General features: G+C 38.5%; 11 protein-coding genes. 7 read left to right on the top strand and 4 right to left on the bottom strand.

Annotation, left to right across the window (positions count from 1 at the left end; translation table 11 throughout):
- Positions 1 to 14 precede the first annotated feature (14 nt).
- The gene (locus G3R48_RS03005; RefSeq protein ID WP_153660445.1) at positions 15 to 2,471 is read left to right on the top strand and encodes a sensor domain-containing phosphodiesterase; all 2,457 of its coding nucleotides are present in this window, start codon (positions 15 to 17) and stop codon (positions 2,469 to 2,471) included.
- Here G3R48_RS03005 and G3R48_RS03000 read toward each other — a convergent pair.
- Entirely contained in the window at positions 2,454 to 3,683 is a 1,230-nt protein-coding gene (locus G3R48_RS03000) for a response regulator (RefSeq protein ID WP_153662014.1), read from the bottom strand. The genes G3R48_RS03005 and G3R48_RS03000 overlap by 18 nt on opposite strands.
- Positions 3,684 to 3,697: 14 nt before the next feature.
- Positions 3,698 to 4,819: a beta-ketoacyl-ACP synthase III gene (locus G3R48_RS02995; RefSeq protein WP_153660447.1), complete on the bottom strand. Its 1,122-nt coding sequence runs from the start codon at positions 4,817 to 4,819 to the stop codon at positions 3,698 to 3,700.
- A 281-nt stretch (positions 4,820 to 5,100) separates the two neighbouring features.
- Between G3R48_RS02995 and cysK the strand changes: the two genes are divergently transcribed.
- Complete coding sequence (cysK, locus tag G3R48_RS02990) at positions 5,101 to 6,066, top strand: cysteine synthase A (protein ID WP_153660449.1); 966 nt, start codon at positions 5,101 to 5,103, stop codon at positions 6,064 to 6,066.
- Positions 6,067 to 6,189: 123 nt separating this feature from the next.
- Here cysK and focA read toward each other — a convergent pair whose 3' ends face one another.
- Positions 6,190 to 7,107 carry a formate transporter FocA gene (focA, locus tag G3R48_RS02985; RefSeq protein WP_228497272.1) on the bottom strand — a complete coding sequence of 306 codons (918 nt, stop codon included), beginning with the start codon at positions 7,105 to 7,107 and terminating at the stop codon, positions 6,190 to 6,192.
- Between the two features lie 533 nt (positions 7,108 to 7,640).
- Here focA and pflB point away from each other — a divergent pair.
- A complete protein-coding gene (gene pflB / locus G3R48_RS02980; RefSeq protein WP_153660453.1) occupies positions 7,641 to 9,923 on the top strand; it encodes a formate C-acetyltransferase in 2,283 nt (760 codons plus the stop codon).
- A 73-nt stretch (positions 9,924 to 9,996) separates the two neighbouring features.
- A complete protein-coding gene (gene pflA / locus G3R48_RS02975) occupies positions 9,997 to 10,737 on the top strand; it encodes a pyruvate formate lyase 1-activating protein (protein WP_212593199.1) in 741 nt (246 codons plus the stop codon).
- 19 nt (positions 10,738 to 10,756) lie between these two features.
- On the opposite strand, the gene yfbV is transcribed toward pflA, so the two are convergent.
- Positions 10,757 to 11,200: a terminus macrodomain insulation protein YfbV gene (gene yfbV, locus G3R48_RS02970; protein ID WP_228497273.1), complete on the bottom strand. Its 444-nt coding sequence runs from the start codon at positions 11,198 to 11,200 to the stop codon at positions 10,757 to 10,759.
- A 185-nt stretch (positions 11,201 to 11,385) separates the two neighbouring features.
- Between yfbV and ackA the strand changes: the two genes are divergently transcribed.
- From ackA to G3R48_RS02955, 3 genes are all read left to right on the top strand, one after another.
- Positions 11,386 to 12,588 (top strand): acetate kinase, encoded by a 1,203-nt coding sequence (ackA, locus tag G3R48_RS02965; RefSeq protein ID WP_153660459.1) that lies wholly within the window; start codon positions 11,386 to 11,388, stop codon positions 12,586 to 12,588.
- A 31-nt stretch (positions 12,589 to 12,619) separates the two neighbouring features.
- Positions 12,620 to 14,761 (top strand): phosphate acetyltransferase, encoded by a 2,142-nt coding sequence (gene pta / locus G3R48_RS02960; RefSeq protein WP_153660461.1) that lies wholly within the window; start codon positions 12,620 to 12,622, stop codon positions 14,759 to 14,761.
- Positions 14,762 to 15,405: 644 nt separating this feature from the next.
- Positions 15,406 to 15,843, top strand: a complete 438-nt coding sequence (locus tag G3R48_RS02955) for a nuclear transport factor 2 family protein (RefSeq protein ID WP_153660463.1) — start codon at positions 15,406 to 15,408, stop codon at positions 15,841 to 15,843.
- Positions 15,844 to 16,484 lie beyond the last annotated feature (641 nt).

The raw sequence follows: 16,484 nt of genomic DNA, 5'->3' as shown, positions 1-16,484 counted from the left end.
GGAATAACCCTGTGATGGATACACAAATTTCTGCTGACAATATGATTGGAACTTGCTTCTCTTGGGTGTGGGACATAGAACAAAATACCTTTTGTTCTGATACTTTAGTGCCGCTTTTATTTGAAGATAACATTGGTAACAGTGTGCGCTTTAAGCAGCTCATTGACCGTTTAAATGAATATCAAGCGGTTCACTTTAAAAACCATATTGAATTAGCATTGAAACAGAAAATAGAAATCCAATGTCATTTGATTTTTAATATTCAACATTGCAAATACCTTGCTAAAGTGACGATTAGTACAGCTAATTTAAGTAAAGTGAGCGGCCATATTTGTTTAATTAAAAATCTATTAGCGCAAGAGCAAGAAAAGAAACTATTAAATGAGATTTTTCATAACTCAAGTAAGCTGGTCATTATTTGTGATAAAAACTTAGACGTGATCATTACAAATACTCAAATAAATCAATCATTAGGATTTAACGATTATGAAATATTAGGCCACCGTATTAGTAAAATCATTTGTAATAATCACAATACCTTTGATGAAATCAACTTGCGGTGTAAGCAAAAAAAGCCTTGGTCTGGTGAAATAATTTTATATGATAAAGAAAAGCAAGAAAGACCATTCAAAGCCATGTTATCAACGTTTCACGACAAAGTGAAAAACGAATACTTGTATATTTTCCAGCTGACAGCAATGGATTTCTCATTTAACCAAATAGAATACTTAGGCAAAGATAACGATCAATGGAGCTGGCAAAATAAAGTTGATTTTTTTCAACAAATTGATAGCTGTCGTGAACAATTAGATGACAGTGAAAGCATGATCGTATTCATGTTAAACACCTTTGTGGCAGGAGTTAAAAATAGCAAAAAAAGTCTATGGTTAATTAGCCATTCTTTTTACCATAATGACTTTAATAAAGCGCGTTACAAAATTGGTTTACTCAATCAAAATCAAATTTGTGGCATTATTATTTCATCTAAAATCGTCAAAAACATCCATAAAGATCTATGTAAAATTATTTATAAATTGGTTAAGAATGAATTAAATGAAAATGATAATATTCTTTGCCATGTTGGCGTATCTATTGATGGTGCGGATGCTAAAAATAATACTCAACTATTAGGTCATGCCGCGCAGTCTTTAATATCAACCAACGACAAATGCATTAATTTTCAAGGTCACAAAATCAATTATTTTGACCCGAGAGTCAATGAGATAAACGACCGTAAAGCCAAGATTGAACAAGCATTAAAACACTCATTAAGTACAAAAAACATTAATGTCGCTTATCAACCTATTGTGGAAATAAAATCATTAAGTGTAAAAAGAATTGAAGCATTAGCTCGTTTTAAATTAGCTGTCCCCTTTGATTACACAACACAAGAAGTAATTGAAATTGCTGAAGAAAATGATTGGATCAATGAAGTAGATACATTAGTTGCTGAAATAGCCTTAAAAGAAATAGACCCCCTTTCGCAGTTGCTTGATAACCAAAACTTATCGTTATCTATCAATCGTTCAATGGTGTCAACCTACAGCAATCGTAGTAATTTAGAAGACACTCTCAGCCTATTTAAAAAGACTAATATCGATCTAAGTCGAATTACCCTCGAGTTAACTGAGTCTTCTATTTTTGCCAACGACCCACGGGTAGTAGAAACCATTCATAATATTCAAAAAGCAGGTCTCACCATTGCCATTGATGACTTTGGTTCAGGCTATACTTCTTTTACTAACCTAACAAAGCTACCAATGAGCTTAATCAAAATAGATAAAGATATTATTTTTGGTATCGACAAAGACCAACATAGACAATTAATGGTGAAAATGTTCACTCAACTCATTCATTCACTTGGAGGAAAAATTATTGCTGAAGGTGTAGAAACGGTTAAAGACTTTATGGTGCTACAAAAAGTGGGCGTGGATTACATTCAAGGCTACTTTTTCAGTAAGCCTAAATTGTTAATTGATCATCAAGGCACAATTAATAGCATCAATGGTGTGGTAAAAAAATATCAACTTACTGAACAAGTAGAAGGAAATCAGGTTCATAATATCTCATCGCTCTTTGTGCCTAACCTCGTTCATATTCACCCTGATGATCGGGTAGAAGAATTGATGCCTCAATTACAAAAAAGTGCTTTTTTGGTGGTTTTTAAAAAAAATAAATGTATTGGGCTGGTGACACAAGATGACGTGAATAATGCTATCAGTCCTTATATTAATACTGACGCAGAGACCTCACATGACAGGCTAACATTAAGTAAAAGAGCCCATCAAATTATGCAAACAGTAGAATATACTTGTGAAACCAGTTTCTCCGTGTGTGATATTATCAGTCACTTTTGTGAGCACCCCAACTCATTGATGGTCGTTACTGGAAAAACGGGAATGCTATTAGGAGTGATAAACTTTGAGCAAGTAAAACCACTCATAAAAACCTATTTACCCCTGAACAATTAAATTACGTCCTGTCTTTTTAGCTTTATATAGCAAAGCATCGGCTTGTTTAAGTGCATTATCGATACCACCGTCGATAATATGTGTTACTCCGCCACTGAAGGAAATATTAAGCGCACCTGCTTGTGTCACTATCGCGGTTTGTTGGGACTGAATCCGAAATTTATCAATAAGTGTATATGCTTTTGTTGTATCTAAACCTTTAAAAGCAACAACAAACTCTTCACCACCAAAACGGGCAACGGTAAAATGTTGACCAAACGCCAAATCGAGACGCTTAACAAACTCAACCAAGACTTGATCACCAACGTCATGCCCATAACTATCATTGACTTTCTTAAAGTAATCAATATCGAGTAATGCAACGCTATAATGATCTGTTTCTTTGGGCTCTTTTTTATACTGGCTGAAGAAGTAACGCCTTGTATAAGCTTTGGTCAAATAATCACGATTCGCTTTATTCCAAAGTCTGCGGATCATATCCAACGAATCAAGCGTATTTAACACCCGACAATGAAACTCTTCATGAACAAACGGTTTTTGCAGAAAGTCATTGGCACCATTTTTAATAAAACGCGCCGATAACGACTCATTATTATCATTGGATAGGCCAATAATGGCGAGATCTTCACGAGTGTAATTTTCCCTAACCTGTAAAATTAGCTCAAAACCATCAATATTAGGCATATTATAATCAGTAATGAGTAACTGGATACCCTTGTGTTGTTGTAATACTTCAAGTGCTTGCGCACCATCATTTGCTTCAATCACTTGAAATAAATGTTGTTCTAAAAGCGCCCTGACAAACTTACGACTGACAACAGAATCATCTGCAACCAAGACTTTAACGTCTTGATTGCGATGCAGCCTTGAAATTAACTTCACAACATATTGATAACTAAATCGATTTTCTTTGAGGATGTAGTCAACAATCCCCATTTTGAGTAACTCTTTTCGTTGTTGATTATCTAAATTGCCTGTTAATACAATACATGGCGTTGTAAAAGTAGTCAGCACTGAGGTGACAATTTCGCCATTGGGTGCATCAGGCAAATTAAGATCGGCAATCACGACAAAGTAGTGATTATGTTCCAGTTGTTTTATCGCCGTTTGATAATCAGCAGCAACGTCTACTTCACAACCTAGCTCTTGCATAATGAGATGGGTAAGAATTTTTGAAACCGCTTCACTATCTTCAACGATAAGTATCCGCAATCGATTCATATTTTTTAGCACTTCTCTAATACAACACTACCAATTGAATACCCTGCACCAAAGGAGCACAGCAACCCGAGTTCACCTGATTTAAAGTCCGCTTTGTGGCGATGAAAAGCAATAACAGAACCGGCTGACGCCGTATTGGCGAATTCATTTAACACTATGGGTGCTTTGTCACTAGCAACATTATCACCAAGGAGTTTTTTCACCACAAACAGGTTCATATTAATGTTGGCTTGATGCAGCCATAACCGTTTAAAATCTTCTGGCTTTAGCGATTCAAGCGTAAAATGTTGTTCGAGGTGTTGATAGATCATGGGTAACAACTCTTTAAACACCTTTCGGCCTTGTTGGTGAAATAATTTATCAGCAGCATCCGCCGTTTGGGGATCACAGCGATTAACAAAGCCAAAATTACTGCGGATATTATTGGAATAATTTGTTTTACAGCTCATTGAATGAATAGCAAAAGCATTGACTTTATTCGCTAAGTCATCACGTTCAACAACTAGCGCAGTCGCAACATCACCAAAAATAAAATGACTGTCGCGGTCTTTAAAGTTGCTTTGTGGTGAAGTCAGCTCCGGGTTAATCACTAACACTCTATTGGCACTACCACCACGAATTGCGTTAACAGCATTATTAATGGCAAAGGTCGCCGAAGAGCAAGCCACTAACATGTCATAAGCAAACCCCGATGTTCTTAACGCTTGTTGCACTTCAATTGCTATGGCGGGATAAGCTCGTTCAGTATAGGCACAGGCCACGATAATAAGATCAATCTCATTGGCAGTGACACTTGCATCATTTAGGGCATCAGTTGCTGCTTGTATTGCCATTTCGGCTTGCATTGATAAATCCGAAGAGGGTTTACTTTCTATCAATGGCATCATGACTTGAGGGTTTAATATTCCTTCTTTTACCATCACATATCGCTGTTCAATTCCTGATGCTTTGACAATAAAGTCACTACTTGAATAAGTTAATGCACTTATCTCACCCGTAGCAATTTCAAGCCGGTGTTGCTCATTGAATAAATCAACATATCGATTGTAACTTTCGACTAATTCATCGTTACTAACTGTAAACTCAGGAATATATAAGCCCGTCCCTGAAATGACGACTTTTTTCATTGTGTTTGCTTCCATCTCTTACTGAAGAATTTTGCACACTTAGATTACAAAACATGCCAGTATCATAAACAATTTTCACCTATTTAGTTCAATTGATTACTAAAAAATACAGTTTGTCACTATTTAAGCATCTGAAAATCAATAACAACGGATAAAACCGTTCATTAGAATAATATGTTTATCTTTAATAACTAAATCGAATAAAGAAGAACGTTTTTTCACTTCTAAATATGTGACTTATGACTATTATGTGTGGATGAAAATAAAGGAGTAATTGACTCATGAGCAAAATTTTTGAAGATAATTCATATACTTTAGGTAACACCCCTCTCGTTCGTCTAAACCGAGTAAGTAATGGTAACGTGCTTGCAAAAGTAGAAGCACGAAATCCAAGTTTTAGTGTTAAATGTCGTATTGGCGCTAACATGATTTGGGACGCTGAAAAAAGTGGCAAGTTAACTAAAGATGTTGAGTTAATTGAACCTACATCAGGTAATACAGGTATTGCTCTTGCTTATGTTGCTGCCGCTCGAGGTTACAAACTAACGCTAACTATGCCAAACACGATGAGCCTTGAGCGTCGTAAATTACTTAAAGCATTAGGTGCTAATTTAGTATTGACTGACGGCGCTAAAGGCATGAAAGGAGCCATTGATAAGGCAGATGAAATTCGTGACTCAGCACCTGAAAAATACTTAGTATTAGGCCAATTTAGCAATCCCGCTAACCCTGAGATTCATGAAAAGACCACCGGGCCTGAGATTTGGAATGATACTGACGGTCAAGTTGATGTCTTTGTTGCCGGTGTTGGAACTGGTGGCACAATAACGGGCGTCAGTCGTTATTTAAAAGCACAGGGTAAGTCAATTACTTCTGTTGCTGTTGAACCGGTTGATTCACCTGTCATTGCACAAGCAAAAGCTGGCCAACCTATTCAGCCTGGACCACATAAAATTCAAGGTATTGGAGCAGGATTTATTCCTGGAAACTTAGATCTTGAACTTGTAGACCGTGTAGAAGCCGTCAGTAATGAAGATGCAATCGAGATGGCTCGTCGGTTAATGAAAGAAGAAGGTATCCTTGTGGGTATTTCTTCGGGTGCAGCTGTGGTTGCCGCTAACCGCATTGCCGCGCTGCCTGAATTTGCAGATAAAACGATTGTGGTTGTTTTACCTTCTGCTGCTGAGCGTTACTTATCAACAGCATTATTTGCTGGTGAATTTAGCGATACAGAAAACGTTCAGTAAAGAACTTACTTTGCAACTTGGCCTGAACGACTTAGGGTTAAATTGAATAAAAAATGGATGGGTTAACCATCCATTTTTATTTATACGACGTATCAAACCCAACACATTAGCTGGCAACACGCATTAATCATTCACTTTATCATTAGCTGCCTGCGGATTTTGCTCTGCTACCTTTGACACCGCTTGGCTGTTACCACTTAGCCAATGACCTAGTCCCACAATCACACCGCCACCAACAATATTGCCTAATGTCACAGGAATTAAATTATTAAATAGAAAGTTAGTGATAGTTAAGTCAGCAAATTGAACAGGGTCTAAATTAATTGCACTCCAAAAAGAAGCTGGCGCAAATTCAGCAATTGAAATACCAAATGGCACCATAAACATATTGGCAACACTATGTTCAAAACCTGAGCTAACAAACATTGCAACCGGTAACATCACCAACATGCATTTGGTTAACACATCTTTAGTCGCAAAAGTCATCCATATTCCCAAGCAAACCATCATGTTACATAAGATACCAAGCGCAAATGCTTGTCCCCATGTATGATGTAATTTATGTTGAGCAATGTTCAGTGCTGATAACCCCCATTGACCATGGTTTAAATCAAACATGCCGGCACTCATAATTAGCCATACCATAAGCAGTGCGCCAACCATGTTTCCTACATATACTCTAGCCCAACATTGAATTTGCGCTTTAAATCCAATTTTCTTGTTCGCCCAAGCCACTGTGGTGAGTACGGTACTGGTAAATAACTCTGCCCCAGCGCCAATGACTAGCATCAATCCCATACTAAAAGCTAACCCACCGATAAACCGAGTCAGCCCCCAACCGACATCACTCCCGTTAGTGACCGTAATATAAAATACAAAGGCAACGGCAATAAATGCACCAGCAAATATCGACAATATAAATGATTGTACAGGCGTCTTTTCAACTTTAGCTAAGCCATATTGGCTTGCGGTTTCAACCATGGAATTTTTTTTCTCTTCCACAGTTTTTTTGATTGCATCTGTTTGATTCAAATTCAACATATCTATACTCATTGGTTAGTCGTTAACGAAAGCACAAGCGCTAAAGACAGCTGTAAACTCACCATTCACATTCAACGGTGAAATTGGTCTTACCAAAAACAATTGTAGGGTAATTGCCACTACGCTATATGAGATAAAAGTAATACATCGCTAAAAAAAACTGCGTTCACACAACGAAGTAACACAGGTTAATCAATTTTCATACCAACTGAAATCACCGAATACAAAAATGCTACCTAGATAACATTTCTGTACATTTCACCAGTAAGACCATTGATAAACCATGCGTTTGAAAAATCTCTATGGTAATATCTTTGAGGTAAATTGGTCTTACCAATTATTTGCAGTCACTTTTTAAATGTCGCCAACGTCAAATTGACGACTCGATAAACCTAATTTGATGCCACAAGAATCAACTATTTTTGTGGGTCACAAATTAACCGGCTTTAGCTGATAATAAGTAAATAGCGAATCCTTTTTACTTTGAGTAGTCTAAAGTCAATTAAGTTTAAATACGTTTAAGGTATCAATCGATGACTAAAGAAACAGAAGTATTTGCTAGTGCTTGGAACGATTTCGCTGCTGGCGATTGGAAATCAGAAGTTAATGTTCGCGACTTTATCCAAAAAAACTATTCACCATATGAAGGTGACGAAGCATTCTTAGCTGAAGCAACCCCTGCGACTACCACCCTTTGGGATAAGGTAATGGTTGGTATTAAGCAAGAAAATACCACTCATGCACCGGTTGACTTCGATACAGATAAAGTCTCAACAATCACCTCTCACGAAGCGGGTTATATCAGCAAAGACCTTGAAACTATCGTTGGTCTACAAACAGACGCGCCACTTAAACGAGCAATGCTTCCAAACGGTGGCATCCGCATGGTTGAGGGTTCTTGTAAAGCATATGACAAAGAACTTGATGCCGACATTAAATACACTTATTCAGAATTACGTAAAACACATAACCAAGGTGTTTTCGATGTTTACACACCAGAAATCATGGCTTGTCGTAAATCAGGTGTGTTAACTGGTTTGCCTGATGCATATGGTCGCGGTCGTATCATTGGTGATTATCGTCGCATCGCGCTTTACGGTATTGACTACCTAATGCAAGATAAATTCGCTCAATTTGGTTCTTTACAAGCAAAATTTGAATCTGGTGAAGATTTATCAAATGTCATTCAGCTTCGTGAAGAAATTGCTGAGCAACATCGTGCATTAAGCCAAATGAAAACAATGGCAGCATCTTATGGTTGTGATATTTCTAAGCCTGCAACCACTGCGCAAGAAGCAATCCAGTGGACTTACTTTGGTTACCTTGCAGCAGTGAAAAGCCAAAATGGCGCAGCAATGTCACTTGGTCGTACTTCAAGCTTCTTAGATATCTATATAGAACGTGACATTAAAAATGGTGTCATCACCGAAACTCAAGCACAAGAAATGGTTGACCATTTCGTAATGAAACTGCGTATGGTTCGTTTCTTACGTACTCCAGAATATGATGAATTGTTCTCTGGCGACCCTATTTGGGCAACTGAATCAATTGGTGGTATGGGTGTTGATGGACGTACGCTAGTCACAAAATCTAGCTTCCGTTTCTTACATACTTTATACAACATGGGCCCAAGCCCTGAGCCAAACATCACTGTTTTGTGGTCTAATCAATTACCACAAGGCTTTAAAAACTATTGTGCAAAAGTGTCCATTGACACAAGCTCAATTCAGTACGAAAACGATGACTTAATGCGTCCTGATTTTGAAAGCGACGATTACGCAATTGCCTGTTGTGTTAGCCCAATGGTTGTGGGTAAACATATGCAGTTCTTCGGTGCACGTGCTAACTTAGCAAAAACCATGCTTTACGCCATTAATGGTGGTGTTGATGAAAAGCTGAAAAAACAAATTGCACCTGTATCAGACAAAATCACCGCCGAAGTATTAGACTACGATGATGTTTTGTCTCGTTTAGATTCTTTAATGGATTGGTTAGCAACACAATATGTAACAGCACTTAATTCAATTCATTACATGCATGACAAGTACTCGTATGAGTCTGCATTAATGGCATTACATGACCGTGACGTTCGCCGTACTATGGCATGTGGTATTGCTGGCCTTTCTATCGCAGCTGACTCATTGTCTGCAATTAAATTTGCAACAGTGAAACCCGTTCGTGACGAAGATGGCATTGCTATCGATTTCGACATTGAAGGTGATTACCCTAAATACGGTAACAATGACCCACGTGTTGATGACATCGCTTGTGACTTAGTTGAACGCTTTATGACTAAAATCCGTCATAAAAAAATGTACCGCAATGCAATTCCAACACAATCAATCTTAACCATTACATCAAATGTTGTTTATGGTAAGAAAACAGGTAATACTCCTGATGGTCGCCCTGCTGGCGCACCATTTGCTCCAGGTGCTAACCCTATGCATGGCCGTGATGAAAGCGGTGCGATTGCATCACTAACTTCAGTTGCAAAACTGCCATTCTCCCACGCGCAAGATGGTATTTCTTACACATTCTCAATCGTGCCAAATGCATTAGGCAAAGATGAACTAGGTCGTCGTGTTAACCTTGCATCACTAATGGATGGTTACTTCATGAGTAATGAAGCACGTGAAGGTGGTCAACACTTAAACGTGAACGTCATGAACCGTGAAATGCTTGAAGATGCCATTGTGAATCCAGAAAAGTACCCACAATTGACCATCCGTGTATCAGGTTACGCAGTTCGCTTTAACGCATTGACTCCTGAACAACAACAAGATGTAATTACACGTACTTTCACTAAAGGTTTATAACCTTTAACCTAAAGGCTGTATCAACATACGATACAGCCTTTTCTTTATCTACTTGTTCAACTTTACAAGGTACATTATGACAACAGGTCGCATTCACTCCATTGAATCATTTGGTACTGTTGATGGCCCAGGCATTCGATACATTACCTTTTTGCAAGGGTGTTTAATGCGTTGCCAGTATTGCCATAACCGTGACACTTGGGATCTTGATGGTGGTAAAGAAGTTACTGTTGATGAGTTAATGAAGCAAATCATATCTTATCAACCGTTTTTACAAGCAGGCGGTGGTGGCGTGACAGCCAGTGGCGGAGAAGCGATTCTACAAGCAAATTTTGTTTATGAGCTCTTTAAAGCTTGTAAAGAGAAAGGCATTCACACTTGTCTTGATACTAATGGGTTTGTCCGAAAATATACCCCCATTATCGACCAACTTCTGGATCAAACCGATTTAGTGATGCTCGATATAAAGCAGATGAACGATCCGGTTCATATTGATTTAACCAAAGTCAGCAATCAACGGACATTGCAATTTGCACAGTACTTAGCAAAGAAAAATAAAACCACATGGATTAGATACGTTGTCGTTCCAGGTTTTACCGATGATATTGCCAGTGCTATTGCGTTAGCAGACTTTGTTAAACCTATGACCAATGTAGAAAAAGTTGAATTATTGCCCTACCACCAATTAGGTGAACATAAATGGGCATCATTTGATGAAGAGTACAGTTTAAAAGATGTTCTGCCACCGAGTAAATCAGTGATGGAATCAATTAAAGCGGTATTTACTGAACATGGCATAACAGCAACTTATTAATCAAATAATAATGGATGAGTTAAATGTCATCCCAGTAGCTGTTATCTAAACGTTCAAATGCCAGTTTTAAAATGTTCGCCATATCCATATAACACGCTTTGGAGGTTAATGGTGGACAAGCAACACCCTGTACAACGAGCTGTTGACTGAGTTTGTTAGTCCAATCAAATAAAGACAAAGGTAAAGGGTGGGATGCTCTCCAGCCTAACCAAACAAAACCTTGAATTGGAATACTGATAAAAAATAAGCCCATAGCAATAGATTGCGGTAAAAAAGCAACACTCAGTACAGATGTTTGAATAATGACCGTTAATAAAGCAATGACGGGCATTGCCACAATAGATAAACGCGTGGCTTTAATCACTCGATACTCAGGAAAATAAAAACTAATTTGCTTAACCATCGGCCATATTTTCATATATCGCCGACCTTGATTAAACAAAGAATATAAGTTGATGAGCAAAACAAAATAACCACATATGGCAAGGTGTTAATACCATAACACATTAGGTGTTATCACCACAGCCAAAAACAAAGCCTCAATCAACGATTGAGTTCGGCTATAAGCTAATGAAGTAAATGACTTACTTCTCAAAATAGCCAACTTAATAAGAGATTACTTTAAAATTACACTAAGAAGGCGTTAACATGTCAGATAAATTTGTACTTGTCCTTAATTGTGGCAGCTCCTCGTTAAAATTTGCAGTCATTGGTGCAACCACTGGTGAAGAACACATTTCAGGTTTAGCGGAATGTTTCGGGTTAGAAGATTCACGTATTAAGTGGAAACTTAATGGTGCTAAACATGATGCTTCTTTAGGTGCGTTTACTGCTCATCGCGAAGCTGTTGAGTTCATCGTTAATCAAATATTATCAACGCAACCAGAACTTGCAGCACAAATTGAAGCTGTCGGTCACCGCATTGTACATGGCGGCGAGAAATTTACTCGTTCAATGATTATTACTGACGATGTTATTAAAGGTATTGAAGACTGTGCATCACTAGCACCTCTTCACAACCCTGCGCATCTTATTGGCATTCGAGCAGCTATGGCTTCTTTCCCAAGTTTGCCACAAGTTGCTGTTTTTGATACAGCGTTTCACCAAACCATGCCGGAAAAGGCATTTATTTATGCCCTACCTTATAAACTGTATCGTGAACACGGTATTCGTCGCTATGGCATGCATGGTACCAGCCACTTATTTGTCAGTCGTGAAGCGGCTAAAACATTAAACAAACCATTAGAAGAAACCAATGTTATTGTTGCTCACTTAGGTAATGGCGCTTCTGTTACGGCTATTAAAGGCGGCAAAAGTGTCGATACTTCAATGGGGCTAACACCGCTTGAAGGTTTAGTTATGGGCACACGTTGTGGTGATTTAGATCCATCCATTATTTTCCACCTCGTAAATCAAGTGGGCTACACCCTCGATGAAGTCAATAGTGTACTAAATAAACAATCTGGTTTACTGGGTATTTCTGAATTGACAAATGACTGTCGTGGTATCGAAGAAGGATACGAAGATGGTCATAAAGGTGCCACATTAGCATTAGAGATTTTCTGCTATCGCTTAGCGAAATATATTGCATCTTATACTGTGCCACTAGGGCGACTTGATGCGGTTATCTTCACTGGCGGGATAGGCGAGAACTCAGATGTAATCCGTGAAAAAGTACTAAACTTATTGCAAATTTTCAATTTCACCGTAGATGTTGAACAAAACAAAGCCGCTCGTTTTGGTAATGAAGGCATCATCACAACAGCAGACAGCACTGTTGCAATGGTCATTCCAACAAATGAAGAGTGGGTCATTGCAGAAGACTCAATCAAGTTGATTTCAGCATCTTAATTTTGCTGTTCTAAAAAACTCAGAGGACATTATGTCTCGAAATATTATGTTAATTCCTATTGGTATCGGTGTCGGTTTGACTTCACTGAGCTTAGGTATGGTTCGCGCCCTCGAGCGCAAAGGTGTTAAGGTACGATTCTTCAAACCTATCGCCCAAATTCGTGCTGGTGACAATGGCCCAGAACGTTCAACAACGATTTTAAGCAAATCGCCAACAGTTAATCCATTAGAGCCATTTCCAATGGAATATGCTCAGGATTTAATTCGTTCTGAACAAAAAGATGTCTTACTTGAACAAATTATTGCTCGTGTTGCTGAATGCACTTCTGAAACAGAAACAATTGTTATCGAAGGCCTTGTACCAACACGTAGTCAAGCATTTGCAGACGACATTAACTATGAAATTGCTAAAGCATTAGATGCCGATGTTATTTTCATTGCAACACCTGGTAACGACACGCCAGATAGTTTAATGAACCGCTTAGAAATAGCGTCTAATTCTTGGGGTGGAGCGAACAACAAACGCTTAATGGGGGCTGTAATCAATAAAATTGGGGCTCCTGTTGATAATGAAGGTCGTGCTCGCCCTGACTTATCAGAAGTTTTTGACTCAAATGCGCCGCAAATTAATACGTCAGAAATGTTCCAATTACCTGGTAAAAGCCCTATCCGTATTTTGGGTAGTGTCCCTTTTAATACCGACCTTATTTCACCAAGAGCGTCTGATTTAGCCAAGCATTTAAACGCTAAAATAATCAATGCTGGCGAAATGAACACGCGACGCATGCGCCGCGTGACCTTTTGTGCCCGCAGTATTCACAACATGGTCTCTCACATTAAAGCAGACTCTTTATTAGTAACTTCAGGTGATCGTTCAGACGTAATTGTGTCAGCTTGTTTAGCCGCAATGAATGGCGTAAAAATTGGCGCATTATTACTGACTGGTGGCTATGAACCTGAACCTCAAGTTATGGCGCTTTGTGAGCAAGCATTTGAAACAGGCCTACCTGTATTCTTAATTGAGTCAAACACTTGGCAAACCTCGTTAAATATTCAGCGTTTTGACCATGAAGTGCCGGTTGACGATGCCGTCCGTGTTGAAAACGTACAAGAGTTTGTTGCAGGTCACATTGACCAAAGCTGGATTGAGTCGGTGACTCAAGACTCTCCACGTGAGCACTTATTGTCTCCACCAGCATTTAGATACAAATTAACCGAGCTTGCTCGTGCTGCCCGTAAGAAAATTGTTCTGCCAGAAGGTGAAGAACCTCGTACCATCAAAGCCGCTTCGATTTGTGCTGAACGCGGTATTGCACGCTGTGTCTTAATCGGTAACCCAGAAGAAATTCAACGTATTGCAGCTCAACAAGAAATCACTTTAGGCGATGGCATTGAAATCGTTGAGCCTCAAAGTGCACGTGATAATTATGTTGAACCTATGCTCGATTTACGTCGTCATAAAGGATTAACTGAAGTGGTTGCTAAAGAGCAGCTAGAAGACAACATGGTACTGGGTACGATGATGTTAGCTCAAGGCAAAGTGGATGGTATTGTATCCGGTGCGGTAAATACGACAGCTAACACAATTCGCCCTCCTCTGCAGTTAATTAAAACTGCACCGGGTTCAAACTTGGTTTCATCCATCTTCTTCATGTTGATGCCAGATCAAGTTTTAGTATACGGTGACTGTGCAATTAACCCAGATCCAAATGCTGAGCAACTAGCAGACATCGCGATTCAGTCTGCAGAATCTGCAGCGGCATTTGGTATTGAGCCTCGCGTGGCCATGATCAGTTATTCTACCGGTAATTCCGGAACAGGCTCTGACGTTGATAAAGTACGCGAAGCAACACGAATTGCTAAAGAGAAACGTCCTGACTTAGTTATTGACGGCCCATTGCAATATGACGCAGCGGTAATGCCTAACGTCGCTCGCTCTAAAGCACCAGATAGCCCTGTGGCAGGTAAAGCGACTGTATTTGTATTCCCAGATTTAAACACCGGTAATACAACCTACAAAGCGGTTCAACGTAGTGCTGATTTAATCAGTATTGGCCCTATGCTTCAAGGCATGCGTAAACCTGTGAATGACTTATCTCGTGGTGCGTTGGTAGACGATATTGTTTACACCATTGCATTAACGGCGATTCAAGCATCTCAAGCAGATGAATAGCACACATCAAAGTTGACACTGCGATAAACATAAACAGCACTAACGGCGTTAGTGCTGTTTATTTTCCGATATACTGCACCAATGCATTAACCTCTTCTAAAGCCCTTTCTTTATTTTTCTGCATTAATTCTCTGACGATCTTTTAATTTATCGAGGCACCAAACACATCAACTGTAAAGGTCTGCTGTTAGCCCCTACCTCATGGTTTAAATGCTCGTCTCAATTATTGGAGCCATTTTTTATACCATATGACGAATTAAGTTGTGGATAACATCCCAAATGCCCATAATTTAATCACAATAGTTAGATAACAGAAGCTTTGATTTACAAAAAGACATTAGAATTGAGATAACGCTAAGAGGAGACAAAAAATGAGCAGGATAATTAATTACTTTAATTCAACTACTTATTAAGGTAATTTGATTTCACTAACACAGTTGTCCACAGATTTTGTGGATAACCTTATAGATACGGTAATACCCACTAAAGTATTAACGCATATATACTATATGACATTATATTTAACCACGGTCAATGTTATTTTTGCTGTTTGATTAAAATATCGGCTAAATTAAGTATTAATAGTTGTTAGTTTCTAGATAAATAGTAATACTAATTAAAATCATAAAAACGATGAACCACTTATGTATAAAGCACTTATATTTATTGGCATGCTTGTTCTTAGCGGCTGCAGTCCGTCAGGTGAAGACCCTACAAGAGCGTTATCCCCTGAAGATGTTTCTTTAGGGTTCTTTAATGCCATCTACGTTGATCGTGATGTTAATCAGGCACTTCCTTATGTTTCTCCCGATCTCGCAGAAGTGATAACCCATTATTATATTGCATCAGCAGTTCAACGGCATGTATTAGGGTTATCGATGACTGAGGTCAAATTATCTATTGATGAAATTAATATCGATTTCTTTCGAAAGTTCACTGACGATGTAGATGTCGTTGTCAAAATGGAAGGTTTAAAAGGTGGCCAACCTTGGAAAGATAATCGTACTATTAAGTTAGTGCGTAAAGGGAACTCATGGATGATTGATAAAATCATGACAGAAAAAGGCCGAATTGATAAATAATTCGTTAAGCCAAATTCAGACATAAAAATAGCAGCCTAGGCTGCTATTTTTCATTTCGAAGTGTCATGTTCATTATTTGTGCTACGTGTTGTTATTTTAGTATGTTGCTACAAATGATTAATTACGATTTACTCTTCTTCGTCCGTAGGTAGTGATGTGAGTACATCATCTTTGACTTGATAATAAGCATTTTCGTATTCATGAATATCCATAGGTCACTCCAATATTAGTAGGTCGTTGTAGGGTTTGGCTTGCTTTATTTTTTGATAAATCCGCTAAGTTAAATCAACCGCTATTTTATCTAGCAATGACCAAAATCAGAAGGTAGTTGGATCAGCTTCTAGCGCAAATTATACCTACTTAGATTTACATTGCACTCAATAATTACAAAAAACTTTCAGTTGCGTATGCGTTTTGCTTTAAAGTCAATCAATTTAAGCCCTTTAAAGCATGGTTGACTGAAAGTATTACCAATTAACTTACTTGAATTCTGTTTGACGATGACGGCTTTATATTAAGGGGACTTTAAACAGGACTCTTTAACCTAAGCCCAAATGGACAAATTAAATGCAAACGACATAATGTACGATTAACCTTCCTCTTACAGAAAATAGCTAATCTCTTTCATTGGCGTTAACTGG

The sequence above is a fragment of the Shewanella intestini genome, assembly GCF_018221465.1.
In the GTDB taxonomy this organism is placed as follows: Bacteria; Pseudomonadota; Gammaproteobacteria; order Enterobacterales; family Shewanellaceae; genus Shewanella; species Shewanella intestini.
This window is presented reverse-complemented; position numbering and strand designations above follow the sequence as displayed.